This is a genomic window from Kribbella sp. NPDC051952 (assembly GCF_040680855.1).
Classification (GTDB): domain Bacteria; phylum Actinomycetota; class Actinomycetes; order Propionibacteriales; family Kribbellaceae; genus Kribbella.
On record NZ_JBFAXQ010000007.1, the window covers coordinates 1 to 24,533 of the forward strand.

At 67.4% G+C, this 24,533-nt stretch carries 24 protein-coding genes and 1 pseudogene; 15 read left to right on the forward strand and 10 right to left on the reverse strand.

All coding sequences use genetic code 11. The features are described 5' to 3' along the window. Positions 1 to 95 precede the first annotated feature (95 nt). Positions 96 to 593: pseudogene (locus tag AB0L70_RS15070) on the reverse strand (ATP-binding cassette domain-containing protein); the annotation flags it as partial. A gap of 224 nt (positions 594 to 817) precedes the next feature. Here AB0L70_RS15070 and AB0L70_RS15075 point away from each other — a divergent pair. Further along, complete coding sequence (locus tag AB0L70_RS15075; protein WP_363684120.1) at positions 818 to 1,837, forward strand: LacI family DNA-binding transcriptional regulator; 1,020 nt, start codon at positions 818 to 820, stop codon at positions 1,835 to 1,837. Between the two features lie 62 nt (positions 1,838 to 1,899). Here AB0L70_RS15075 and snpA read toward each other — a convergent pair whose 3' ends face one another. Further along, positions 1,900 to 2,586, reverse strand: a complete 687-nt coding sequence (gene snpA, locus AB0L70_RS15080) for a snapalysin (protein ID WP_363684122.1) — start codon at positions 2,584 to 2,586, stop codon at positions 1,900 to 1,902. A 171-nt stretch (positions 2,587 to 2,757) separates the two neighbouring features. After that, positions 2,758 to 3,282, reverse strand: coding sequence for a redox-sensitive transcriptional activator SoxR (soxR, locus tag AB0L70_RS15085; protein ID WP_363684124.1), 525 nt, complete (start codon positions 3,280 to 3,282; stop codon positions 2,758 to 2,760). A gap of 452 nt (positions 3,283 to 3,734) precedes the next feature. Between soxR and AB0L70_RS15090 the strand changes: the two genes are divergently transcribed. Continuing rightward, positions 3,735 to 5,702 (forward strand): DEAD/DEAH box helicase, encoded by a 1,968-nt coding sequence (locus AB0L70_RS15090; protein ID WP_363684126.1) that lies wholly within the window; start codon positions 3,735 to 3,737, stop codon positions 5,700 to 5,702. Positions 5,703 to 5,754: 52 nt separating this feature from the next. Here AB0L70_RS15090 and AB0L70_RS15095 read toward each other — a convergent pair whose 3' ends face one another. After that, complete coding sequence (locus AB0L70_RS15095; RefSeq protein WP_363684128.1) at positions 5,755 to 6,753, reverse strand: aminotransferase class V-fold PLP-dependent enzyme; 999 nt, start codon at positions 6,751 to 6,753, stop codon at positions 5,755 to 5,757. Between the two features lie 210 nt (positions 6,754 to 6,963). Between AB0L70_RS15095 and AB0L70_RS15100 the strand changes: the two genes are divergently transcribed. The 4 genes from AB0L70_RS15100 to AB0L70_RS15115 are packed head-to-tail and all read left to right on the forward strand — an operon-like array spanning position 6,964 to position 13,311. Next, on the forward strand, positions 6,964 to 10,110 hold the full coding sequence (locus AB0L70_RS15100; RefSeq protein ID WP_363684130.1) for a penicillin acylase family protein: 3,147 nt from the start codon (positions 6,964 to 6,966) through the stop codon (positions 10,108 to 10,110). Between the two features lie 15 nt (positions 10,111 to 10,125). Continuing rightward, positions 10,126 to 10,719 (forward strand): heavy metal-binding domain-containing protein, encoded by a 594-nt coding sequence (locus AB0L70_RS15105; RefSeq protein ID WP_363684132.1) that lies wholly within the window; start codon positions 10,126 to 10,128, stop codon positions 10,717 to 10,719. Continuing rightward, positions 10,709 to 12,073, forward strand: a complete 1,365-nt coding sequence (locus tag AB0L70_RS15110) for a GH1 family beta-glucosidase (RefSeq protein WP_363684134.1) — start codon at positions 10,709 to 10,711, stop codon at positions 12,071 to 12,073. The genes AB0L70_RS15105 and AB0L70_RS15110 overlap by 11 nt, the downstream gene beginning before the upstream one ends. Continuing rightward, positions 12,070 to 13,311 (forward strand): MFS transporter, encoded by a 1,242-nt coding sequence (locus AB0L70_RS15115; RefSeq protein WP_363684136.1) that lies wholly within the window; start codon positions 12,070 to 12,072, stop codon positions 13,309 to 13,311. The genes AB0L70_RS15110 and AB0L70_RS15115 overlap by 4 nt, the downstream gene beginning before the upstream one ends. On the opposite strand, the gene AB0L70_RS15120 is transcribed toward AB0L70_RS15115, so the two are convergent. Both AB0L70_RS15120 and AB0L70_RS15125 read right to left on the reverse strand, forming a co-directional pair. Next, positions 13,308 to 14,597 (reverse strand): crosslink repair DNA glycosylase YcaQ family protein, encoded by a 1,290-nt coding sequence (locus AB0L70_RS15120; protein WP_363684138.1) that lies wholly within the window; start codon positions 14,595 to 14,597, stop codon positions 13,308 to 13,310. The genes AB0L70_RS15115 and AB0L70_RS15120 overlap by 4 nt on opposite strands. Positions 14,598 to 14,638: 41 nt before the next feature. Next, positions 14,639 to 14,911, reverse strand: coding sequence for a hypothetical protein (locus AB0L70_RS15125; protein ID WP_363684140.1), 273 nt, complete (start codon positions 14,909 to 14,911; stop codon positions 14,639 to 14,641). 186 nt (positions 14,912 to 15,097) lie between these two features. On the opposite strand from AB0L70_RS15125, the gene AB0L70_RS15130 reads away from it, so the two are divergent. Continuing rightward, positions 15,098 to 15,400, forward strand: coding sequence for a hypothetical protein (locus tag AB0L70_RS15130; RefSeq protein WP_363684142.1), 303 nt, complete (start codon positions 15,098 to 15,100; stop codon positions 15,398 to 15,400). A gap of 24 nt (positions 15,401 to 15,424) precedes the next feature. Here the strand turns inward: AB0L70_RS15130 and AB0L70_RS15135 are convergent, their stop codons facing one another. Further along, positions 15,425 to 16,036: a VC0807 family protein gene (locus AB0L70_RS15135; protein WP_363684144.1), complete on the reverse strand. Its 612-nt coding sequence runs from the start codon at positions 16,034 to 16,036 to the stop codon at positions 15,425 to 15,427. 107 nt (positions 16,037 to 16,143) lie between these two features. Between AB0L70_RS15135 and AB0L70_RS15140 the strand changes: the two genes are divergently transcribed. Next, complete coding sequence (locus tag AB0L70_RS15140) at positions 16,144 to 16,740, forward strand: TetR/AcrR family transcriptional regulator (RefSeq protein ID WP_363684146.1); 597 nt, start codon at positions 16,144 to 16,146, stop codon at positions 16,738 to 16,740. Here AB0L70_RS15140 and AB0L70_RS15145 read toward each other — a convergent pair. Both AB0L70_RS15145 and AB0L70_RS15150 read right to left on the reverse strand, forming a co-directional pair. Next, positions 16,703 to 18,013, reverse strand: a complete 1,311-nt coding sequence (locus AB0L70_RS15145) for an MFS transporter (RefSeq protein WP_363684148.1) — start codon at positions 18,011 to 18,013, stop codon at positions 16,703 to 16,705. The genes AB0L70_RS15140 and AB0L70_RS15145 overlap by 38 nt on opposite strands. Positions 18,014 to 18,100: 87 nt before the next feature. After that, positions 18,101 to 18,529 carry an EVE domain-containing protein gene (locus AB0L70_RS15150; protein ID WP_363684150.1) on the reverse strand — a complete coding sequence of 143 codons (429 nt, stop codon included), beginning with the start codon at positions 18,527 to 18,529 and terminating at the stop codon, positions 18,101 to 18,103. Between the two features lie 248 nt (positions 18,530 to 18,777). Between AB0L70_RS15150 and AB0L70_RS15155 the strand changes: the two genes are divergently transcribed. The 5 genes from AB0L70_RS15155 to AB0L70_RS15175 all read left to right on the forward strand — a co-directional run bounded on the left by AB0L70_RS15155 (position 18,778) and on the right by AB0L70_RS15175 (position 21,774). Continuing rightward, positions 18,778 to 19,263 carry a gamma carbonic anhydrase family protein gene (locus AB0L70_RS15155; protein WP_363684152.1) on the forward strand — a complete coding sequence of 162 codons (486 nt, stop codon included), beginning with the start codon at positions 18,778 to 18,780 and terminating at the stop codon, positions 19,261 to 19,263. 80 nt (positions 19,264 to 19,343) lie between these two features. Next, positions 19,344 to 19,988, forward strand: a complete 645-nt coding sequence (locus tag AB0L70_RS15160) for an HD domain-containing protein (protein WP_363684154.1) — start codon at positions 19,344 to 19,346, stop codon at positions 19,986 to 19,988. A gap of 9 nt (positions 19,989 to 19,997) precedes the next feature. Next, positions 19,998 to 20,210, forward strand: coding sequence for a hypothetical protein (locus tag AB0L70_RS15165; RefSeq protein ID WP_363684156.1), 213 nt, complete (start codon positions 19,998 to 20,000; stop codon positions 20,208 to 20,210). Positions 20,211 to 20,230: 20 nt separating this feature from the next. Further along, positions 20,231 to 21,364 carry an MFS transporter gene (locus AB0L70_RS15170; RefSeq protein WP_363684158.1) on the forward strand — a complete coding sequence of 378 codons (1,134 nt, stop codon included), beginning with the start codon at positions 20,231 to 20,233 and terminating at the stop codon, positions 21,362 to 21,364. A gap of 47 nt (positions 21,365 to 21,411) precedes the next feature. Beyond that, positions 21,412 to 21,774, forward strand: coding sequence for a cupin domain-containing protein (locus AB0L70_RS15175; RefSeq protein WP_363684160.1), 363 nt, complete (start codon positions 21,412 to 21,414; stop codon positions 21,772 to 21,774). Between the two features lie 78 nt (positions 21,775 to 21,852). Here the strand turns inward: AB0L70_RS15175 and AB0L70_RS15180 are convergent, their stop codons facing one another. Continuing rightward, entirely contained in the window at positions 21,853 to 22,500 is a 648-nt protein-coding gene (locus AB0L70_RS15180; RefSeq protein ID WP_363684162.1) for a TetR/AcrR family transcriptional regulator, read from the reverse strand. Positions 22,501 to 22,619: 119 nt separating this feature from the next. On the opposite strand from AB0L70_RS15180, the gene AB0L70_RS15185 reads away from it, so the two are divergent. Then, positions 22,620 to 23,999, forward strand: a complete 1,380-nt coding sequence (locus AB0L70_RS15185) for an MFS transporter (RefSeq protein ID WP_363684164.1) — start codon at positions 22,620 to 22,622, stop codon at positions 23,997 to 23,999. Beyond that, the gene (locus tag AB0L70_RS15190) at positions 23,989 to 24,456 is read left to right on the forward strand and encodes a GNAT family N-acetyltransferase (protein WP_363684166.1); all 468 of its coding nucleotides are present in this window, start codon (positions 23,989 to 23,991) and stop codon (positions 24,454 to 24,456) included. Before AB0L70_RS15185 ends, AB0L70_RS15190 begins: the two co-directional genes overlap by 11 nt. Positions 24,457 to 24,533: the final 77 nt, after the last annotated feature.

The window sequence follows — 24,533 nt, forward strand, 5'->3', positions numbered from 1 at the left end:
ACCGAAGTTGTTCGAGCCGGGCATGATCAGCTTGGCGTCGTTCAGCTCCTTGAGGTACTCGATCACGGTGACGTACGCGTCGTGGTGATAGGCGCGAGGTTGGACAGCGGCTCGTCCATCAGGAAGACCTGCGGGTTACGCACGATCGCGCGACCCATGGCGACACGCTGACGCTGACCACCGGAAAGAGCCTTCGGCTTGCGCTCCAGGTACTCCTCCAGGCCGAGCAGCTTGGCGGCCTCCATCACGCGCTTGGCGCGGTCTTCCTTGGACACGCCCTGCATCTTCAGCGCGAAGCCCATGTTGTCGGCGACCGACATGTGCGGGTAGAGAGCGTAGTTCTGGAACACCATCGCGATGTCCCGCTCTTTCGGCGGACGGTGCGTGACGTCGCGGTCGCCGATGTAGATCGAACCCTCGTTGACCTCTTCGAGGCCGGCGAGCATCCGCAGCGAGGTGGACTTGCCGCAACCCGACGGGCCGACGAGAACCATGAACTCGCCGTCTTCGATCTCGAGGTTGAGCTTGTCGACGGCGGGGGTGTCGCCACCCGGGTAGATCCGGGTTGCTGATTTGAAGGACACAGTAGCCATGACGATGTACATCCCTTCACCGGCAGGAACGTGCCGGACGATCCGAGTAAAGGCCCCCGGGCGGGGGTGGGCCTATCCTCGCCTGGGTGGCTCGTCCTGACAAGGTGAACGGCGTGTGACGTGTCCATTGTGTTCACGTTGTGGACATGTGTGCGCAGTCTCAGTCTGCAAGTTCTTGCAGGATCTTGCTGCAAGGTCAATCGCCGGTGGGTACAGTGCCCCGCGTGAGCAGTAGAGCGCGGCTGGCGGACATCGCGGCCAAGGCGGGGGTCAGTGAGGCGACGGTCTCGCGAGTACTGAACGGTAAGCCCGGGGTGGCGGAGGAGACCAAACAGTCCGTCCTGACGGCTCTCGACGTACTCGGGTTCGAACGGCCGACGCGGTTGCGGCGCCGATCGGCGGGCCTGATCGGGTTGGTGATGCCGGAGCTGATCAACCCGATCTTCCCGGCGTTCGCCCAGGTGATCGAGTCGGCGCTGTCGCAGCGCGGCTTCACCCCGGTGCTGTGCACGCAGTCCCCGTCCGGTGCGACGGAGGAGGAGTACGTCGAGCTGCTGCTGGAGCGCGGCGTCTCCGGGATCATCTTCGTCTCCGGCCTGCATGCCGACACCGGCGCGGACCACGCCCGCTACGAGGCGCTGGTGGAGCGCCGGCTGCCGGTGGTGTTCGTGAACGGCTGGCTGCCCGGAGTGGAGGCGCCGTTCGTGTCGTCGGACGAGTACGCCGCGATGGAGCTCGCGGTCTCACACTTGGTTGCCCTCGGCCACCGCCGGATCGGGTTCGCCTCCGGTCCGGAACGGTTCATCGTCGTACAGCGGAAGCTGGCCGGCTACCGCACTTCGATGAAGGCGCAGCTCGGATTGTCCGACGAGGACCTGGAGCCGCTGATCTCGCTGAGCATGTTCGGCGTCGAGGGCGGGGTCGCAGCGGCCCAGCGGTTGCTCGACGCCGGCGTGAGCGCGGTCATCTGCGGCTCGGACATGATGGCGCTCGGGGTGATCCGGGCTGCCCGTCAACGCGGTTTCTCGGTCCCCGGCGACATCTCGGTCGTCGGCTACGACGACGCCCCGATGATGGAGTTCACCGACCCACCAATGACCACAATCCGCCAGCCGGTCCAGTCGATGGCGTTGGCAGCCGTCCAGTCCCTCCTGGAAGAAGTCCGCGGACACACAACCCCCCACACAGAATTCCTCTTCCGCCCCGAACTAGTAGTCCGCTCCTCCACTGGCCCAACCCGCTGAGTACAGCCTTCGGCCCGGGGTGGCCCCTGCCGGACACCCCGGGCCGAAGAATCGGGCGCCTACTACTTGGAGGTGTGGAAGGCGGCGTTGGGGAGGGTGGTCAGGCCGTTGGCCCAGAGGGAGTTGACCGTGGAGCGCTCGGTCGCGTCCGGGTAGGGGTTGGTGCAGGACGGGCCGGGGCCACCGCCGGACATCAGTTCCGAGCACGGGCCGCTGTAGTGGTCGGGCAGGCCGAGCACGTGGCCGGTCTCGTGGGCGGTGATCCGGGTCGGGTCGTACTGCTGCGCCTGGGCGTAGTCGAGGAAGACGTACCCGCTGCCGTGACCGTCGGTGGACGCGTACGAGCCGCGCGGGTCGTTGCCCTCGGTGTAGTAGAAGTCGTAGTTGCTGCCCTCGACGAGGTGGACGTTGCCGACCGACGAGTTCCAGATCGAGGTGCTCGAGCTGATCTGGGACGCGAACGACGGCGCGTCGACGGCGTACGTGACCGTGACGGCGGCGAGCTTCTGGCCGGACTTCGGGGCCTTGGCCTGCTTGGCCCGGGCGGACTTCATCACGGCGTCGTAGAACGCCTTGGTGGCGGCCTCGTCCTGCGGCGAGCCGGTGTAGGCGGCACGCGTGGCGGCAGTCGAGACGGATGAGTTGGTGGCCGGTGCCTGGGCGATGGGGGACGCTGCGGCGAACGCGGGGACGGCCAGTGCTGCGGCGGCAAGCCCCGCGAGCGAAGTCAGGATACGGCGATGCGACATGGGAGGGCCTCACTCCGGATCAGTGGCGGATAGCGACCGGCGAATTACCGTTCGCTACTTCGGGATCGTGCCAACACTCACGGAATTCCGCACCACATCGCAGAAAACCCTCGGGATAACCCGCGGCGCAGCCCGCCCGTCCTATGCCACGACATAACTCCGCAGTTATGCTCAGCCCTCGAATGCAGCTGCCCCGCCCTGTCTGCGGAGCACGCGAGGGTCAGGATTCGCCGGGATTCCTACGTTCAGTAGGTGGGCGCCGGGGCCTCGTTCGGCCAGGCGGTCGGACTTGTTGTAGAGGTTGCAGCGCTGGAGGCTGAGGCAGCCGCAGCCGATGCAGCCGTCGAGGTCGTCGCGAAGTCGCTCGAGCTCGGAGATGCGCTCGTCGAGACGGCTTCGCCATGACTTCGACAACCGGCTCCAGTCGGCGCGCGTCGGCGTTCGGTCCTCGGGCAACGAATCGAGCGCGCCCTTGATCTCCGCGAGGGCGAGACCCACCCGTTGTGCCGCCTGTACGAACGCGATCCGCCGGAGCGTGCTGCGCTGGTACTGCCGCTGGTTGCCGGCCGTCCGCCGGGACGCGATCAGACCCTGGTCCTCGTAGAACCGCAACGCCGATGCCGCTACTCCGGACCGATGTGCGATCTCCCCGATCGAGAGCCAATGCTCCTTACTGGGGACGTTCTCCTCTCCCATACCGCCACCTTAGGACCGCACCCCAAACACTCAAGGGCACTTGAACTGATGGAAGGCGGACCGCCGGCACTCGTCAACCCGCGCGGCGGCGGCACGCTGAGCGCGGGGCAGGCCGCTTGGGTGAGGTTGTTGAGTGCCGGAGGTCCGCGCACCAGTGGCACAGGTGGTCTGGTGCAGACGGTTGCTGCGTCGCGTGGTCAGGAGTGCGGCGTGGGTCGGGTATACTTTTCCAGTCGGTGCGCGCGTCGCGTCACCAGAGTTTTTCCCAGGCGCTCCGACCCGTCGGTTTCAGCATCCGGCTGAAGTTACCCGGCGACATGGGTGCAACGCGATAGCACCCGCAGGTCGATGCCCGTCTCCTGCTCAGCACGTTTTGCCCGGTCACAACGATGACCGGCGCTCCCGTGCGGCTGCGATCCGGCTAATCGTCCGTGACGTTGAGAGAGAGATTCGTGACCCAGCACCACCAGGACCACCCCGACTCCGGCGGCGAGCAGGCCGACGGGCGGATCAAGAAGCCGCGGCACAAGAAGTTCCAGAACGAGTCGTTCGGTGAGCGGATGGCCGCGGAGGCCACCCGGACCGAGCCGACCGGTGAAGTACGGAACGACGTTGCCCGCGGTGAGCGCCGTGGCGGACCCACCCAGTACTCCGACCGCGGCTCCCGGACCGAGCGTCCGGTCAAGGGCTACCGCGCCGAGCGCGCGAACCAGTCCGGCCGTTCCGACCGCCCGCAGTACAACAACCGCAACGACCGGCCCGACCGTCGGGACGACCGTGGCGACCGGCCGCAGTTCCGTCGTGACGACCGGCCGCAGTTCAGCCGGGACGAGCGTCCGCGGTTCGAGCGCAGCGAGCGCCCGTCGTACCAGAAGCGCGACGACAAGCCGTCGTACCAAAAGCGGGACGACAAGCCGTCGTACCAGCAGCGCAGTGAGCGTCCGTCGTACCAGCAGCGGGACGAGCGTCCGTCGTACCAGCAGCGGGAGGAGCGGCCGTCGTACAAGCGGGAGGAGAAGCCGTTCGTACGGCGTGCCTCCCAGGACGCCCGGCGGGAAGAGCAGCCGGTCGTGGACCTCGGGACCGTTGCTGACGACAACCAGTTCGCCGCGCTCGGCATCGCGCCGCGGCTCGTGCAGCGGATGGCGCGGGACGGGATCACCAGCCCGTTCCCGATCCAGGCCGCGACCATCCCGGACGCGCTGGCCGGCAAGGACGTGCTCGGCCGCGGTCAGACCGGCTCCGGCAAGACCCTCGGCTTCGGTCTCCCGACGCTGATGCGGCTGGCCGGTGGCCACACCGAGTCCCGTCGTCCGCGTGGCGTCGTGCTCGTCCCGACCCGTGAGCTCGCGATGCAGGTGCACGACGCGCTCGAGCCGCTGGCGCACGTGATGAACGTGTCGCTCAAGCTGATCGCCGGCGGCCTGCCGTACCCGAAGCAGATCGAGTCGCTGCGCCGTGGCGTCGACCTGCTGATCGCCACCCCCGGCCGGCTGATCGACCTGTGCGAGCAGGGTGCGGCCGACCTCGGTGCCGTGGAGATCGCGGTTCTCGACGAGGCCGACCACATGTGCGACATGGGCTTCATGCCGGCCGTCACCACGCTGCTCGACATGACCCCGGCGGGGGGACAGCGGCTGCTGTTCTCGGCGACGCTGGACAACGACGTCGACAAGATCGTGAAGACCTACCTGAAGGACCCGGTGCAGCACTCGACCGAGTCCGGCCAGGCCTCGGTCAGCACGATGGAGCACCACCTGCTGGTGATCGAGCCGGCCCACAAGCAGTCGCTGACTGCCGAGCTGGCCAGCCGCGACGGCCGGACCATCGTGTTCGTCCGGACCAAGCTGGGCGCCGACCGTGTCGCCACCCAGTTGCGTGACCGTGGCGTCATGGCCGCGGCCCTGCACGGCGGCCTGACCCAGGGCGCCCGCAACCGGACCCTGGACCAGTTCAAGGACGGTTCGGTGCCGGTGCTCGTGGCAACGGATGTCGCTGCCCGCGGCATCCATGTCGACGACGTCGGCCTGGTCGTCCAGGCGGACCCGCCGGCCGAGCACAAGGACTACCTGCACCGTGCCGGTCGTACGGCGCGAGCCGGTGGCAAGGGCGCGGTCGTCACCCTTCTCCTGCCGCACCAGCGGCGCGGGATGATGCGGATGGCGGAGTCGGCCGGTGTCGAGGCGGAGCCGGTGCGGGTTCGTCCGGGCGACGGCCTGATGACCGAGCTGACCGGCGGCACCAAGCCGTCCGGGTACCCGGTGAAGTTGCCGGCCCCGAAGCCCCGCTTCAACAAGGGCGGCGGCAACAAGCGGTTCGGCAACAGCCGTCCGGGTCGCGGTCACGACAGCCGTGGTGGCAGCGGACCGCGTCGCACTAGCGGTCCCCGTCGTACCGACGGAAAGTCGTACCAGCACTGAGTTAGCTGGAAAGGCCCGATTTCCCTGTGGTTCAAGGGAAATCGGGCCTTTGCTATGTCAGCACGGACCAGAGTCTGGCGAGGATCGCGTCGATCTCCTCACCGCCGAGTGGGATCAGCTCGAGCATCAGTTCGTCGTCCGCGACCCGCTCGGTCATCACGTAGATCGGCGGCGTACCGGCTTCGAGCTCGGTCGCGACCCGCTTGGCGTCCTTGACCTTCAGCAGTACGCGCGACACTTGCAGGCCGGTCGGATCCCGGACCACCTCGGCCGAGACCTCGGGGATGCGTTCGGCTGCTGCGGCGAAGGCAACGACCTTCGCGAGCTCGTCGGCCTCCCACTTCATCCGGTCGAAGGCCTGCCACTCCTCGAGCGCCGCGATCACGCCGATGATGGCCTCTTTGGTCGGCTTCATCACCCGCCCGATGCCCTTCTCCTGGGCACGCACGGCCTGAACCAGCGGCCAGCTGCCGGCGACGAGCCCGGCGGTCGGAGAGCCGAGGTACTTCTGCCCGCTGGCCAGCACCAGGTCCGCGCCGGTCGTCAGCAGGTCCGCGATCCGCGGGAACTGCGCGGCGCCGTCGATGATCGCCGGTACGCCGCGACGATGCGCGGCCCGGATCGCGGCGACCAGGTCGATCGGCTCGCCCTTGGTCAGCCGGGACGATACGAGCATCAGGCAACAGACGTCCGGGCCGTCGAGCTCCTCCTCCAGATCGGCAATGCTGCAACGGGTTTCGTCGCCGGCCAGATCCACGTGCGCACCGGCCAGGCGGATTCCCTGCAGGTTGGAGTGCCCGAAGTCGATCACGTGACTGGCCGGCAGCACCACCCGGTGGTGCATGTCCGTTGCGTCCGGCAACGCCGCGATCCGGCGCGGGTCGGCGCCGGTCATGGTGGCCGCGACGGCGAGGGTGAGGCCGGCCGCGGTGCAGTGCACGACCGCGCCCGCCTGTGCGCCGGTCATCTGTGCGATGGCCTCGCTGGCACGGTCGCCGAGCTCGTCCATCACGAAGAATTCAGGTAACGCCTGTGCGACAGCCTCAGCCACCCCGAAGGAGCTCCGCCCCACCCCCAGCGGAGTGAAAGTGCCCCTGGCGTTGATCACCACACTCAACCGATATCGATCATGGATGCTCATGGTGCTGGACACCATAGTGGTCACTGTCAGTGCTTGGACAGTACCTGGACCAATTCGAACTCTTGACCCGAAGCTACTGGTGAGTCATTCTCATTTTTACCCCGATCAAGGGAGGTTTCCGTGCCCCGCCCCGCACTCCGAACCCGCCTTCGTACGACGATCGCCGCGGCTGCCGTCATCGCCGTACTGGCTGCTCTGCCGACGCCCACCCAGGCAGCGCCGCAAGCGACTGTTGCCGCGCCGACCGATTATTGCGTCGGCCAGTGCCGGGACATCCTCCCGCCCGGGCAGAACGGCAACGCGACGTTCACGGATCTCCTTGCTTTCAAGGCGTTGGGGATCAGACCGGCCCACTTCAGCGACACGGTCAAGCCGTACCAGGACCTGGTCTGGAACTCCCAAGGCATCACCGACGACGGCCTCGCGCCGTACTTCGACGACTCCTCGTTCGGGGTGAAACCGGGCGATGTCGCGAGCACGATCCACCCGCGTTCCGACGTCACGATCGTGCGCGACAAATCCCGCGGCATCCCGCACATCACCGGCACCACGCGACAGGGTGTGATGTTCGGTTCCGGGTACGCCGGAGCCCAGGACCGGCTGTTCGTGATGGACGTGTTCCGGCATCTCGGTCGCGGGCAGCTGACCCCGTTCGCGGGTGGTGCCGCTGCCAACCGTGAGTTCGAGCAGGAGTTCTGGCGGACCGCGCCGTACACGGAGGCCGACCTGCAGCGCCAGTTCGACGACGCCGACGACCTGTACGGCGCCGACGGGCTGAAGATGCAGCAGGACATCCAGGCCTTCGTGGATGGGGTCAACAACTACATCAACACCGTCGGCATCGCGTACCCCGGTGAGTACGTGGCGCTCGGCCTCAGCTGGCCGACCCAGCCGTGGAAGGTGACCGACGTCGTCGCCACCGCGGCCGTGGTCGCGGGCATCTTCGGCACCGGCGGCGGCCAGGAAGTCACGTCGGCGTTGGCGTTGCTCGAGGCGCAGGCGAAGTACGGCGTTGCCCAGGGCACCAAGGTCTGGGAGTCGTTCCGCTCGCAGAACGACCCGGAAGCCAGTACGACGGTGCACAACGGCGCGACCTTCCCGTACGGCACAACCGATCCGAACCCGGCCGGCCGCGCGATGCCAGACCGTGGTTCGGTGACGGCCGAGCCCGAGGTGATCGACCAGACGGCCAAGGTTGCTGTGAAGTCGGCGCCGAAGGGTGCGGAGTCACTTCGGGGCATCTTCAACGGTGGTGTCTTCCCCAAGGGCTTCGGTGAGAAGGGGATGTCGAACGCGCTGCTCGTCTCGGGTGCGCACACCGAGAGCGGCAATCCGGTCGCGGTCTACGGCCCGCAGACCGGCTACTTCGCACCGCAGTTGCTCATGCGTCAGGAGCTACAAGGTCCGGGGGTCAGCTCCCGCGGGATCGCGTTCGCTGGCCTCAACTTCTACACGCTGATCGGCCGCGGCCCCGACTACTCGTGGAGCGCGACCTCCGCCGGGCAGGACATCACCGACACCTTCGCCGTACCGCTGTGTGAGCCGGGTGGCGGGACGCCGACGAAGAACTCGCAGTACTACGAGTTCCGTGGGCAATGCGTCCCGATCGAGCGGCTCGAGCGGCACAACGAGTGGTACTCGAGCCTCGGTTCGTCGGAGCCGGCCGGGTCGTACACGTTGGTTGCTCTGCGCACCAAGTACGGGATCGTCACGCATCGCGGCACCGTCGGCGGGCGTCCGGTGGTGTTCACGAAGGACAGGTCGACGTACGGCAACGAGGCCGGCTCGGCGCTCGGGTTCATGCAGTTGAACGACCCGGACAAGATCCACTCGGCCGCGGACTTCCAGCAGGCGGCCGCGAACATCGGCTACACGTTCAACTGGTTCTACACGGACAAGTCATCGATCGCGTACTTCAACTCCGGCGACAACCCGGTCCGGGCCGCCGGCGCCGACTCGAACCTGCCGACCTGGAGCTCGTACGAGTGGCAGGGCTGGAACCCGGACACGAACCGGGCCAGCTACACCCCGCCCGCGCAGCATCCGCAGGTGGTCAACCAGGACTATCTGACCAGCTGGAACAACAAGCAGGCACCCGGGTTCTCCGCGTCGGACGGACAGTGGGGATACAACTCGGTTTACCGCAGTCAGCCGCTCGACGACCGGATCAAGTCGGTCATCAACGGCGGGCAGAAGTTCACGCGTGGGAAGTTGGTCGAGGCCATGGAGGACGCTGCCACGGTCGATCTCCGCGCCGATCAGGTCCTGCCTTATTTGCTTCGTGTGTTGAAGTCGGCACCGATCACAGATCCGGCCGTCGCGGACGCAGTCGCCAAGCTCACGGCCTGGCAGCAGGCGGGCAGTCACCGCAAGTCGCCCAACGCATCGTCCAAGATCTACGACAACGCCGACGCGATCCGGATCCTCGACGCCTGGTGGCCGCTGCTGGTCCCGGCCGAGTTCAAGGACCTCGGGCCCGATCTGTACGCCGCGATGGTCGCGAACCTGAAGATCGACGAGCGGCCGAGTGCGCAGGGGTCGTCGTTCCAGAGCGGCTGGTGGGGTTTCGTCCAGCGCGACCTGCGCAAGGTGCTCGGTGATCCGGTCCAGGCGCCCCAGCCGGTCACGTTCTGCGGGGCGGGGTCGCTGGCGGGGTGCCGCTCGGTCCTCACGGACTCTTTGCTGGCGGCAACCAAGGTACCCGCGACCACGACGTACCCGGCGACGGACGGCTGTGCGGCCGGCGACCAGTTCTGTGCGGATCAGATCGTGCACCAGCCGATGGGCGGGATCACCCAGGACCGGATGGCCTGGGTCAACCGGCCGACGTACCAGCAGGTGGTCGAGTTCCCGGCGCGGCGTGGTGACGACGTCAGCAATGTCGCCGCCGGGAAGACGGCCACCGCGAGCAGCTACGAGCGCGGGTTATTCAACTCGCCGCCCGCGAACGCCGTTGACGGATCGCTCACCACGCGGTGGGCGAGTGACTGGTCGGATCCGCAGTGGCTGAAGGTTGATCTCGGCAACGAACAGACCGTACGGCGGGTGGTGCTCCGGTGGGAGGCGGCGTACGGGAAGTCGTACCGGGTGGAGGTGTCGCGGGACGGGACCAACTGGCAGCAGGTCTACGCGACGACGACCGGGAACGGCGGGGAGGACCTGGTCCGCTTCGCCGCGACGCCGGCGCGTTATGTCCGGGTGACAGGGACCCAGCGGGCGACGTCGTACGGGTATTCGCTGTATGAGCTGCAGGTGTTCAGATGGTGATGCCAGGATGAGGGTATGACGCAGAACTTTCCTCCGAACCCGAACCAGCCGTACCCGCCGCAGCAGGGCTACCAGCAGGGTCCGCCGCCGGGCTACCAGCAGCCGGGGTACCAGCAGGGCCCGCCGCCGCAGCAGGGGTACGGCCAGCAGCCCGGGTACGGGCAGGCTCCCGGCAACTATCAGCCGGCCCAGCAGAGCGCACCGCATGTCGCTCCGCAGGGTTCGCCGTACCCGGTGCTCGTGTCGACGATGAACGACCTGCCCGGGTACGTCGCGGACAAGGTGTTCGGTGAGGTCTTCGGGCTGACCGTGCGGAGCCGTGACTTCGGGTCGAACTTCACCGCGAGCTTCCGCTCGCTCGGCGGTGGCGAGGTGCCGGAGTACACCCAGATGCTGGCCGAGTCGCGGCACGTCGCGGTGATGCGGATGTGCCAGATGGCGCAGCAGATGGGCGCCAACGCGATCCTCGCGATGCGGTTCGACTGCAACGAGATCGCGCAGACGATGAGTGAGGTCGCGGCGTACGGCACTGCCGTGGTCGTGCACAAGGTCGAGCCGCCGCGGGTCCAGGACAGTACGCCTGATGAGGATGATGCGAATGACAGCTGAGCTCAGGTTTCCGCCCGGATTCCGGTGGGGGGTCTCGACGTCGGCGTACCAGATCGAAGGGGCCGTGGCCGAAGGCGGCCGCGGTCCCTCCACCTGGGACACGTTCTGCGCCGAGCCTGGCCGGATCCTGAACGGCGACACCGGCGCGATCGCCTGCGACCACTACCACCGGTACGCCGAGGACGTCGCGCTGATGCGTGAGCTCGGGATCGACACCTACCGGTTCTCGTTCTCGTGGTCGCGGATCCAGCCGTCGGGCGAGGGTCCGGGGAACGCGGCCGGGCTCGACTTCTACGACCGGCTGATCGACACGCTGCTAGGCGCCGGCATCCAGCCGGCGCCGACGCTGTTCCACTGGGACACCCCGCAACCGCTGGAAGATGCCGGGGGTTGGCTGTCACGCTCCCTTGCCGATCGCTTCGCCGACTACGCGGCGCTGCTCGGCGCCCGCTTCGCTGACCGGGTGCCGCTGTGGATCACGATCAACGAGCCGGTCGTCCTGACTCTGATGGGCTACTCCCTTGGTGCGCACGCTCCGGGCAAGCAGCTGCTGTTCGATGCCCTGCCGGTCGCGCATCATCAGCTGCTCGCCCACGGTCGCGCCGTACAGGCTCTGCGGGCAGCTGGTGCGGCCTCCATCGGCATCGCTTCCAATCACGCGCCGACCTGGCCGGCGAGCGACAGTGTCGAGGACAAGGAAGCGGCCGGTCTCTACGACAACCTGATCAACTGGCTGTTCGCCGATCCGATCCTGTTGGGGAAGTACCCGGCGGGGTTCGAGGCGGCGATGCCGGGGCCGGTCGAGGAGGATCTGGCGGTGATCTCGACGCCGCTCGACTTCTTCGGGATCAATCACTACTCGCCGATGTCAGTCGGTGTCGCGACCGGTCAGGCCGATACCGCGGCGACCGACGGCGTGCAGTTGCCACCGGGGCTGCCGTTCGAGCTACGGACGTTGACCGGGTACCCGACCACGGACTTCGGTTGGCCAGTGGTGCCCGACGCGTTCGGCGAGATCCTGCGGACGTTCAAGGAGCGGTACGGCGATCGGCTGCCGCCGATTTACATCACCGAGAATGGGTGCTCGGTCAACGACGAGCCGGTCGACGGGGTGGTCTCGGATCAGCGGCGGATCGATTACCTGGACGGGTACCTGCGGTCGCTGCGGGCGGCGATCGACGACGGGATCGACGTACGCGGGTATTTCCAGTGGTCGTTGCTGGACAACTTCGAGTGGGCTGCGGGGTATTCGCAGCGGTTCGGGTTGGTGCACGTGGACTTCGAGACGTTGGAGCGGACGCCGAAAGCGTCCTACCACTGGTTCCGTGACCTGATTGCGCAGAGCCGGGCATGATTCCGGAGCCGGGGGTGGTGCCGGCTTTCGCGGAACCGACGGTGCCGGTGCGGGCGCGGTGGACGGCTGCCGTCGTACTCGCGAACGTGGGGGTGTTCGCGGCGTGGCTCGGGCCGATCCAGGTGCTGCTCGCGAAGCAGTCCGAGGCGGTTGCTCCGGGCAACAAGGAGTTCGTGTTCGGATTGGTGACCGGGATCGGGGCCGCGGTGTCGGTGGTCGCGAACCCCGCGTTCGGGGCGATCTCGGACCGGACCATGTCGCGGCGTGGACGCCGGGTGCCGTGGGTGCTGATCGGGGCGCTCGGTGGTGCCGGCGGATTGCTGATCCTGTCGGGCGCTTCCGCGGTCGGGTTGATGGTGCTCGGTTGGTGCCTGATGCAATTGTTCGGGAACGCATTGCTGGCGGCAATTACCGCGGTCGTGCCCGACCGGGTGCCCGTTTCACAGCGTGGGGTAGTCGGTGGGTGGGTCGCGATCTCGCAGGTGCTGGGTGCGCTGGTCGGGACGGCCTTGGCGACGTCAGTGGGTGGGATCGGACTCGGGTACGTCGCTTGTGCGGTCTTCCTGGTGTTGTCCGTCGTACCGTATTTGTGGCGGAGCGGGGACACGCGACTGGTGGAGCGGCCGCGGTTGGTGGTTCCGCAGTTTCTGCGGGGGTTCTGGATCAGTCCGCGGCGGTATCCGGACTTCGGGTGGGCGTGGTTGACGCGGTTCCTGTTCAACGTGGGGAACGCGTTGGGGACGCTGTACCTCTTCTATTACTTGCAGGATGAGGTCGGGCTGGCCGATGCGGACACCGGCGTACTGATCCTGACTGCGATCTACAGCGCGTGCGTGCTCGTCACCGCGATCGGCTGCGGGAAGTGGTCGGACTCGGTCGGCCGGCGCAAGATCTTCGTCACCGGCTCCGGCCTGGTGATGGCGGTCGCCGGGGTTGTCCTCGCCGTCTGGCCGACCTGGCCGGGCGCGATCCTCGGGGCGATCATCCTCGGCGCCGGCTTCGGCGTATACCTCTCGGTCGACTTCGCCCTGCTCACCCAGGTGCTTCCCAGCGCCCACGACCGCGCCAAAGACCTGGGTGTCATCAACATCGCCAATTCCCTTCCCCAGGTCCTGGCTCCCGCGCTGGCCGCCCCCATCGTCAAACACCTGGGCGGCTACCCAGTCCTGTACCTCCTGGCCACCTTCATCACAGCCACAGCAGCAGTCCTCGTCCGACAGATCAAGTCCGTCGCCTAACCCACCGACCGGGCGAGGGCGCGTCCGGCCTTGCTTGTCGCGGTTACCCGGATGTGTTTGAGGTCTAGCCACGTTGCCATGGACTGGAGTTCGGTCGCCAACGCTTCCGTGGGCTCGGGGGTGTTGGGTTCTTGGGTGAGGGTGGGGACTTCGAGGGTGCTGGTTTGGCGGTTGGATTTCAGGTCTACTCGGGCTACCAGACGGTCGCCGAGGAGGAACGGTAGGACGTAGTAGCCATGGCTGCGTTGGGCTACGGGGGTGTAGATGCTGATGCGGTAGAAGAAGTCGAAGAGGTGGTGGGTGCGGTCGCGATCCCAGATCAAGGGGTCGAAGGGGGAGAGGAGCGCGCGGGCGTTGATCGGGTGGTCGGTTGCCTCGTGCCAGCGGTAGCTCTGCTGGGAGATGCCTTCGACCCGCACGGGGATGAGGTCGCCGGCCTCGACCAGTTCGGCGACCACCTGGCGAGCGGTTGCTGTGGGCAACGGAAAGTAGCCCTGCCCGGCGCGGCACAGTTCGCGGAGGCTGGCGACGCCCAGTCTGCGCGCCGCGATCCGGACCAGCTCGCGCCGGGCCTCATCGGCGGGTAGCTCAGGTGCGGAGAGTACGTCGGCCGGCAGGACTCGCTCGGTCAGGTCGTACACCCGCTCAAAGTTCCGCCGGCCCGCGATCGTCACCTGCCCTGCGCAGAACAAGTACTCGACGGCGATCTTCGCGTCTTGCCAGTTCCACATCCGCCCGGTGCTCGGATCCGGATCCGGGTCGGACCGCTTCCGTCGTACGCCGTCTGGACTGGCCTCACTGGCCGTGACCGGACCGCGCTCGGTGACCAGGGCGAGGACCTGATCGACGTACCCGGGCCGCTCGGCGGTCAGCCGCTGCATCCCCATGACGACCGACCACGGCGCGGTCACCTCCGGGTTCAACTTCTCGTCCCACACCTGCCGTTCCGCCGCCCGCATCCGCCAGCGCAGCAACGGGTAGTAACTCAACGGGAGCAGTGCCGCCTTATGTCCCCAGAAGTACTCGAACAGCTCCCGCCCATCACCCCAGCTCATCCGGTCGAGCGTCGTACGCGCGTAGACCCCGGCCCGAGCGAACACCGGCAGATAGTGCGACCGGCACAACACATTCACCGAATCCACCTGCAGCACACCAGCTGCCGCGATCGCCTTCCGCATCCGTCGTACGTCGGCACGCCCACTCGGCCGCGCGGTCCCGAACCCCTGCGCATTCAACGCAATCCGCCGCGCAACGTCCACCGAAACCTCATCGCCAACCACAGCCATAATCCGAACCTAGCGTGACAATGCCCTGATGTGGCCCTCGACTAGAGGTACGTCGTGCTGATTGCGTGGAACACGGACTTCCGCTCCCAGGTGTCGTCCGGGTTGAGGCGGATGACGCCGTACGACGCCAGGTCCAGGTCGGCCCGTGGCTCCGGTCGATGCGGGAAGTTGTAACCGGCGTACGTGAACCAGAACGCGGTGTCGACGCACTCCTCCTCGAAGACCTGGATGAGTTCGCGGAAGTAGGTGGCCTGCTCTTCCTCGTCGCGTTCGTAGTCGCCGTCCAGCATCCAGGTGGTGCGGTCGACGACCATCCACCCGCGCGCGCCGAGCGCCGACGCACCCCGGAAGGCGCAGCAGCCGAATTCCGTGACCGGCGTACGACCTCCACAACCTCACCCAGGTAGGCGTTCAGCAGTGGAGGTACGGCGCTGTGCAGCTCGGGCAACACCGCAGTCCGCTCGAAGAGATCCGCACCCGGCAGGAACCCGCGCGCAAAGATGCCCAGCTCAGCCCCGGTCACCAGCACGACCTCGGCTCCCGATGCGCGGAGCTTCTCGGCCCGGGCGGCGCAGTCCGCGAACAACGGCAGCATCTCCGCACCGCTGAGATCGCAGAGGAACGGCGCGAACCACACCTCGAGGCCCAGGTCCACCGCGTGCTCGGCGGCGATCGTCAACCGCTCCGGATCGCTGCCGGTGATGCGTACGGCGTTGCAGTGCAGCTCGCCCGCGATCACCTCCAACTCCCGCCGGGCCGTCGCCGAGTCGAACGCGCCCCGGGTGTTGCGCCCGATCAGCTGAGCCCCGGTGTCGTAGTTGATGCCCTTACCGCGCATTGGCTCGCTCCATCGCGTGCTTGCGGTGCCAGAGGCCGTAGCCGGCCACTAGCGCGAGGGCGCCGAAGTGCAGCGCCGGAGACAGATTGGCCATCGTGTCGACCGGCAGTAGACAGATGAGAACGACGCGCACGATCGCATCCGCGAGCAGGATGCCGCCCATCACCGCGCTGAGCGTCGTGAAGCGCCGACGGAACTGTGGCTGGGTCCGCCAGAGCTCGTCCCATTGGGCAAGGAGCTCGGCCTTGCCCGCGTTGAGTTTCCGGGCCGCCGTGTAGATCAGCGGCTTGCCGATGAGGCAGGACCCGACGAGCAACAGACCGCCTGCGCCGGACAGGACCGACTCGCGCGCCAGCAGGACGCGGGGGTCGCCGGTGAACAGCGACACCACGAGCAGCAGGGCGAACGTGGCGCCGATGATCAGGCCAATGCCGTTCAGCCGCCGACGTACGACGGCCACGAACGCGACCCGGAGCAGGGCGGCGACCGCACCTGCGGCCAGGGCCGGGAGTACGTCGTACCCGAGTGCGCGGCCGCCGTAGTAGGCGACGGCCGGCAGACCGACATCCCATAGCAGTCCGGCCAGATGCTTCTTCTGCATGATCTCTCCTTGGTTAAGATACTGGTAGTAGCTTAAAAGAGTCATCACAGCGGAATTAGGTCGAATGTCATGGGATACTCGGGGTATCTCTCATGGAAGGTAGGGCGATGCGACGACGAGGTGCCGCGCTGGAGGAGGCCATCCTGCAGGCGGCGGTCGAGGAGCTGATCGAGGTCGGGTACCGCCGCCTCACCATGGACAGCGTCGCCGCCCGGGCAGGAACGGCGAAGAACGTCATCTACCGCCGTTGGCCGAGTCGGGCCGCCCTCTGCATCGCCGCCTACCGAGCACAGCTCCCGACCGGCGCCGAGCAGGCTCCCGACACCGGCTCACTCCGCGGCGACGCACTCGCCCTGCTCACCCGGGCCAACGACCGCATGTCCACCCCGATCGGACGAGCGCTCCGCGAGATCCTCGCCGACATCCAGTCCGATCCCGAGCGACTGCGCGAGATCCGCGACCAGATCTCCCGCGCCGGCGTCTCGGGCTGGCTGACCGTCATGGCTCGTGCGGTGAGCCGGGGCGAGGTCGCCCCCGAGGTGGTGACACCCCGGGTGGCCACGGTCGCCGTCGACCTGCTCCGCAACGAGTACGCACTCAACGGCGCGAACGCGATCCCCAGCAGCGTGCTGGCGGAGATTGTCGACGAGGTCTTCCTGCCGCTGACTACGCGGGGACAGGCACCGCGTCGTACCCCAGGCTGAGCCGCCGGTACGCCGTGCTCAGGAAGGCCAGCAGTACGACGATCAGCATGACCAGACTCGCCACGACGAAGGCCAGCGCGATCCCGCGGGCCTGTCCGTCGCCGAGCAGCCACCCGAAGCTGGCACGGCCCGACGTCGACTCCATGTAGGGGATGAGCAGGAACTGCGCGGCCGGACCGATCGCGAACGCGGCGATCGGCGTCGACGCCGTCTCGATGCTCTGCGCGAACCCGAACACCCTGCCCTGCTTCTCGAACGGGACCAGTCGCTGCAGGATCGTCTGCTCGGCCGCCTCCGCGATCGGGATCACCAGGAAGAACCCGAACATCCCCAGTACCAACAGCGACTGCCATTCGCGGACCGCCGTACCCATCCCGACCAGGGCGATCGCGACGTTCGCGATGAGCAGGACCCGCAGCGGCTGCCGGCCCAGTCCGAACCGCGCGATCAGTGCGCCGCCGGCGATGAAGCCGATGCTGGTGATGCCGAGCACCAGGCCCCACGACTCGACCGAGAACAGGTTCAGGCCGTACGGGTCCATGAGCGCCATGAACACACCCATGATCAGGTTGTTGAACGTGCTGAACAGAACCAGCGGAAGCAGCCCGGGTACGGCGCGCATCGTCTGCCAGGCACCACGTACATCGATCCGGACGCGCTGGTGACCGCCCGTGGGCCGGGGCTCCTCGATGTGGATCGCTACCACGAGATGGACGAGTACGACGGCGGTCAGGACGACTGCGATTCCGACGGTGCCGCCCATGCCGAGTAGGCCGACCGAGAGGCCGCTCAGGACGCTGGTGAGCAGGTGAGCGACGCCGTTGACCGTGCCGACCAGGCCGTTTGCCTTGTCGCGGCGGTCGGCGGGGACCAGCAGGGTGACGGTTGTCGACAATGCGATGCTGCGGAGCTGGCCCGCCGTACTGCCGAGGAGGATCAGGCCGGCGAAGACCCAGAACAGCGGTCCGTGCCAGTCCGTCAGCTGATTGCCGGCGACGGCGTACAGGCCGCCGGCCAGGGTGAACGTGACGCCGGTGATCGAGCTCGAGAGCACCATCGCGGTCTTCTTGCGGCGCGCGTCGACGATCGCGCCGAAGATGGTCCCGGAGAACGCGCCGATCAGCATCGAGAAGCCGGAGACGACGGACGCGGCGAGCACCGACCGGGTCACCAGGTACACCCAGAACGCGAACGCGAAGCTCAGGAACGTGGTCGTCACGTTGGCCACCAGCGTGTTCGCCAACAGCCGCCGGAAGGTTGCTGTGGTGCTCATGGGGATCGCCCTTTCCTCGGAGTGTCTACCTGTATGTCGAGCGCACCCGACCGGAATTGACACCTTCGACGAAAGAACTTTCAGGCTTTACCCGACCATCGCGGTCCGCAGGGTCTCGAAGTCCTCGACGGGGAGTGAGACCAGGCCGCGGCGGAGCTGGTATCCCCAGTTCGGCGCCTGGGTCAGCAGCAGGTCGAGGTCTCGCACCGGGACCGGATCGACCGGGAAGAACTCGACCCGGCGACGCCACGGCCGGACGGTGCCGTGCGTACCCATGTCCATCGGCTCGGCCAGGTACGGCTCGGCGTCCGCAACGATCCCGAGCGCGGTGAACGCCCGCAGCGGCGTCTTCTCCCGATACCGATCGGTCGGCGAGTAGATCGCGAACTCATCCCCTTCCCGAAGCCGAGCCACCCCCGGCCGCTTGCCGTGGTTGAGCTGGATGAACCCACCCTCAACCCCGCGCTGCGCATGCTCAGCCGAAACAACACCCAACCACGCCCGCCGAATCTCCATGATGATCAGTTTCGCCGCCTATATACGACACCATCTGTCCTATTTGACGCGGCCGGAACTAGCCGGTCGACTCACCTTGGAGTGATTCGGGGGGCCGGATCTGTGGCACTCACCAACCAGGGGCCGGTCCGCCCGTGCACGCTCAGGCCTGGACCCGCGACGACCTGATGGCTGGGTTGGTGAGTGCCACAGGTCCACATAGGGTTTGGCGTATGCCGTTGTTTTCGTTTGAGGGGAAGAGTCCTTCGGTGCATCCGGAGGCTTGGGTTGCGCCTACGGCGACGTTGGTGGGGGACGTGGTCGTCGAGGCGGGGGTGTCGATCTGGTACGGGGCGGTCATCCGAGCTGACCTGGGCACGATCACGATCCGGGCCGGTGCCAACATCCAGGACAACACCGTGATCCATGTCGGCAGCAACGGTTGTGAGATCGGGCCGAACGCAACCGTCGGGCACCAGTGCCTCGTCCACGACTGCACGATCGGTGAGCAGGCGCTGGTCGGGAACGGCGCGATCGTGCTCGACGGCGCGGTCGTCGGGAAGCGGGCGCTGGTCGCGGCTGGGTCGACCGTCACTCCGGGCGCGGTGATTCCGCCGGAGTCGGTCGCCATGGGTAGCCCGGCGAAGAAGATCGTCCCGCTGGAAGGAACCGCAAAACTCTTCGTCGACCACAACGCCGCCGTCTACCACCACCTGGCCCAACGCCACGCCGCCACAGTCGAACAGGTCGGATGAGGCCGGGGGAGCTCGACTTTCCAGCGAAGCTCACCTTCGCTCGGCAGGCTGTCGTCGCTCAGTTGACTGGGTTGCCCGGGATGATTCGGGCTCGCTTGACGGACGGTCCACGGGCGTCGGGGCTGTTGACGGATCGCGAGCCGCCGGACACCGCCCTCGCCCGTGACGTGCTCGAGCTGGCCACCTCGTCGTACAGCGATCCCTTGCTCGGCCACTGCCTCCGCACGTGGTTGTGGGGTGAACTGTTCGCCGCCCGCGACGGCATCCTAGCTGACTCGGAGCTCCTCTACATCTCCGCTCTTATGCACGACATCGCACTAACCGACCGCTTCCGCCCGGACGCGTCGGCCGGATGCTTCGCGGTCCACGGTGCCGACGTCGCCCGTACGACACTCGTCTCGCTCGGCGCAGATTCGTCGTACGCCGAGACCGTCGCCGAAGCGATCGCGCTCCACATGGACATCCGATCGAGCGCCCAACCCGAGGCCGGCCTGCTGCATGCGGGCGCGCATCTCGACGTCGCGGGTACTCGAGCCGTCGATCTCCCGCGCCAGACGATCCGCGAGGTCGTCACCAGATATCCACGGACCGATTTCCCGACCTGCTTCGCCACCGCGATGCGTCGCGAAGCCAGCGAGCGCCCCAACTCCCGCGCTGCCATCCTCTGGCGGCTAGGCATGCGCCTACCCCTCAACCACAACCCCTTGGACCGCAGCGCGACTTAAAGTGGTCGCATGATGAGGCGTGGATTGGCACCCGCGTGGGTCATGGTCCTGGCCGTTGTGCTTCCGGTGCTGGCTGCCGCCGCACTCTTCGTCGGCGGTCTCGCGATGGCGATCATCGGTCTCGCGAACGACCGACCGGTGCTCGGATGGTGTGGTGTCGCGCTGCTCGTGATCGCCGTCGTCGTTGTCGGAGCTTTGAGGGCCAACAGTCGGCGGACCTGACACCACATAGGGTTCGGCGGGTGCTCAGGACAGTTGTGGGGTTCGGTGCGTTCGGATTGTTCTGGGGCGCGTGGGGCGCGATCCTGCCCGCGGTCCGCACCGAGTCGGGCGTAGACGACGGCGAACTCGGGATCGCCCTCCTGATGATCGGCCTCGGCGCGCTGGTCTCGATGCGATTCACCGGCTACCTGATCGACCGGTACGGCGGCATCGTCCTGCCGATCGTTGTGGGCCTGTTCGGGCTGTCCGGCGTACTGCCCGCGCTTGCAAACTCCGCCGTCACCCTGAGCGCCGCGCTTTTCTTGCTCGGGGCAACCTCCGGCGCAACCGACGTCGCCATCAACGCAACCGGATCCCACACAGAAGCCGAATCCGGCCGCCCGCTGATGAACCTTGCCCACGGCCTCTTTTCCATCGCGGTCGTCGTCGCCAGCCTCAGTACGGCGGGACTCCGCGCCGCCGGTGTGGGCGCGCTACCGGTCCTCGGCGGAGTCGGCGTACTGATCGTTGCCCTCGCCGCGTTCGTCCTCGCTCCCGGCTCCAAGCGCAGCGGGTTCGCGAACAGCGAGCCGACGGCGAAGCGCCGGCTCGAGCCGGTCCTGCTCGTCTTCGGAGGACTCTGCGCGCTCGCCTACCTGGTGGAGAACGCCTGGCAGAGCTGGAGCGCCGTACATCTCGACACGTCCCTGCACGCTGCGCCCGGGCTGGCGTCGAGCGCGCCCGCAGTCTTCGCAGCGGCAGCAGCCACCGGCCGGATCGCCGGCAACGCGCTGCTCACGCGACTGAAGCCGGTCCACCTGCTGGTCTCCGGAGCGCTCCTCGCCGCATTGGGTTCGCTCGGCGCCGCCACGGCCGGCAACGTTTGGCTTGCATTGATCGGCATCGCCGCCGCCGGCCTCGGTACGTCGGTCTGCGCGCCCACGATCATCGGGATGGCCGGGGCCTGGGCCGGGCCGGCACAGCGAGCGGGCGCGATCTCCACCGTGACCACGATCGCGTATCTCGGCTTCCTGCTCGGCCCGGCCGCCGTCGGCGCGGCCTCGTCCGTCTGGTCGCTGCCGGCCGCGCTGGGCGGCGTCGCCGTACTGGCTGTCGTCGTCGCTGTCCTCGCACCGGTGGCCGGGCGGATCGGCGAGCGACCGAAAGATGTTTGAAAGGACCCTCTGCGAGGCTAGTTTGGAGCAGATTGAGGGAGGCCTTCATGAGCGAGATCGCGAAGAGCGGCGCCGCGGTGATCAGCCGCGCCGACGGGCGGGACGACGGCGAGGACTGGACCGAGAACTACACCGAGCTCCCCGGCGGCGCCGGTGTCTCGCTGATCCTCGAGTCCACCACGCAGGAAGGCGTCGGGCCGCGGCTGCACAAGCATCCGTACGCCGAGACTTTCATCATCCGGCGTGGTTCGGCGACGTTCACCGTGGACACCGAGGAGATCGTCGGCAAGGCCGGCCAGATCCTGGTCGTCCCGGCGGACACGCCGCACAAGTTCCGCACCGGCCCGGGCGGCTACGAAGCTGTTCACATCCACGCCAACCCGACCTTCGAAACCATCTGGCTGGAGTAGTCAGCCCAGCGCCGTAGGCAATCAGGCCCGGTGCGTCCGGCGGAGTCCACGTGATCCCGTCGGGCAGGTGTACAGCTTTCAGCTGGGGACGGGCTTGCCGGGTGGGGTGAAGGCGGCGATCAGGGTCAGGGTGATGTAGCCGGCGGCGTTGTCGGGGGTGAGGCGGCCGCCGTGGATCTCGCCGGCGGCGCCGTGCATCACGTTGTGCATCGCGCTGACCAGCCACGACGTGGGCAGATCCGTCCGGAACACGCCCTCCTTGCGGCCGCGCTCGAGCAACCGCTCTACCCGTGCCATCGGGTCGGCGTGTAGCTCGCGCACCCGGCCGGGCGGCAGCGAGTCCTGCGCGGCGATCAGGAGTGAGCTGTACCGGTCGACCAAATGCCAGCTGGACTCGATCAGCCGAGCCAGCGCATCCCGAGGATCACCGGTCAGATCGACCTGCCCGAGCGCGCCTTCACCGCCCTCGATCGCGTGCACGAACACCGCGTCGATCAGCTCAGCCCGAGACGGAAAATGCCCGTACAGCGTGACTCGCCCGACCCCGGCCGCCTTCGCGATCTCGCTCGTACTCGCGGCCGGATCGAGGGTCAGGCACTCGGTCGCCGCCTCCAGGATCGCCACGATGTTGCGCTGCGCGTCCGCGCGTTTGGCGGCTGCTTTGGGGGCCGTCTTGGACTTCGGCGTGCTCGTGGGCGTGGTCGTCGGCTTGGTGGTGGCTGGCATCCACCCTCCCTATCTCGAACACCGCTGTACGAATTCCTCTTGTCGAACACCGTTGTTCGAGTTACTGTACCTGAAATAACCCGAACAACGGTGTTCGACTTAGACTCTGTGAGGAAGCCATGGAAGAACCTGACCCGCGGCGGTGGCGACTGCTCGGGCTGCTCGCCGTCGCGCAGTTCATGCTGATCCTGGATGTGACCGTGGTGGCGATCGCGCTGCCGCACATCGAGACCGATCTCGGGCTCCGGCGCGAGACCCTGACCTGGGTGGTGAGTGCGTACACCCTGATGTTCGGCGGCCTGATGCTGCTCGGCGGTCGCGCCGCGGACCTCTTCGGTTCGCGCCGCGTCGTACTGACCGGCCTGATCGTGTTCACGCTCGCCTCGCTCGCGACCGGCCTGGCCAACGGTCCCGAACTACTCCTCGGCGGCCGTGTTGCCCAAGGCATCGGTGCCGCGCTGCTGTCACCGGCGGCGTTGTCGGTGGTGACGAAGACCTTCGACGGTGAAGAGCGGAACAAGGCGCTCGGCATCTGGTCCGCGATGGGCGGTGGCGGCTCGGCCATCGGCGTACTGCTCGGTGGTCTGCTGACCGCGGGACCTGGCTGGCAATGGGTGTTCTACGTGAACGTGCCGATCGGGCTGGTCGTGTTCGCGGTCCTGTGGCGGATGTTGCCGGTCGACCTACCGGCCACGCGGGACGGGCGGATCGACGTGCCGGGTGCGTTGCTGGTCACGGCCGGCACGGGTACGGCGATCTACGCGTTGATCAACGCCGGAGATCGCGGATGGTTGTCCTTGGCAACGCTCGGGACGCTGGCGGGTGCCGTCGTACTGTATGGCGTGTTTGCCTGGGTGCAACGGACCGTCCGCTCGCCGCTGATGGACCTGCGGATCCTGACCCGGCGACCGGTTGCCGCAGGCACCTTTCTGATCCTGGTCGCGACCGCGCTGATGATCGCGATCTTCTTCCTCGGTTCGTTCTACCTGCAACACTTCCAGCAGTACGGCGCTCTCCGCACCGGACTGTTGTTCCTCCCGGTCGCGATCGCGGCGATCATCGGGGCGCAGGTTGCGGGTCGGCTGGTGGGTCACGTCGGTGCTCGTCTTGTCGCTCTGGTCGGGTTCTTGATCGCGGCTGTCGGGATGGCTGTGCCGGCGATCTGGGACGGGGCTATCGCGATCGTCACGGGTACGACGGTTGGGACCATCGGGATCGGGGCTGCGTTCGTTGCTGCGTCGACCACGACGTTTGCGCAGATCGATTATCGGGAGGCCGGGCTTGCTTCTGGGCTGCTCAGTACGTTCCATGAGTTCGGTGCATCGTTGGGGGTCGCGGTGGTGTCCAGTGTTGCGGCGGCGAGTCTGTCCGGGACCGTGAGCACTGGGTTCACGCGTGGATTCACGTTTGCGGCGATCACTGCGGCTGTCGCGGCCGCGCTGGCAGTTGTCGTCGTACCTGCTTTCAAGTCTTCGACAGGAGCGGTTCATGCCCACTGAGATCCGGCGCGCTGGTGCGGCCGATGCTGAGACTGTGTTGACGATGCTGGGTGAGTTGGCGGCGTACCAGGGGCAGCGTGCCTATGTGACGGCGACGGTCGCGCACTGGCAAGACTTCCTGAGCCGAGACGATGTGATCGTCCTGATCGCGTCCGTGGACGGGGAGGTCGCGGGCTATGTGTCGTCGCTCCGCCGCCCGTACCTCTGGGTCGGCGGCGACCAACTGGCCCTCGACGACCTGTATGTCCGCGAACCCTTCCGCGACGCCGGCGTCGGCCGAGAGCTGATGCTCGGGTTGGCCCGTCTCGCGCTCCCGGATCGCCTGATCATCACGTGGGGCCTACGCCTGGAAAACGAAGCCGGCTACCGCTTCTACGCCCGCCTGGGCGCCAACCTGGTAACCAAAACCGCCGCCACCTGGTCCCCCAAAGCCTACGAACCCCACCTAACCAACTAACCCGCTCCCGGCGACAGCCCATCGACCGCCTTCGGCGGTGTGCGCAGATCGCAGTCATGGATGGTGGTGTCGGCGCC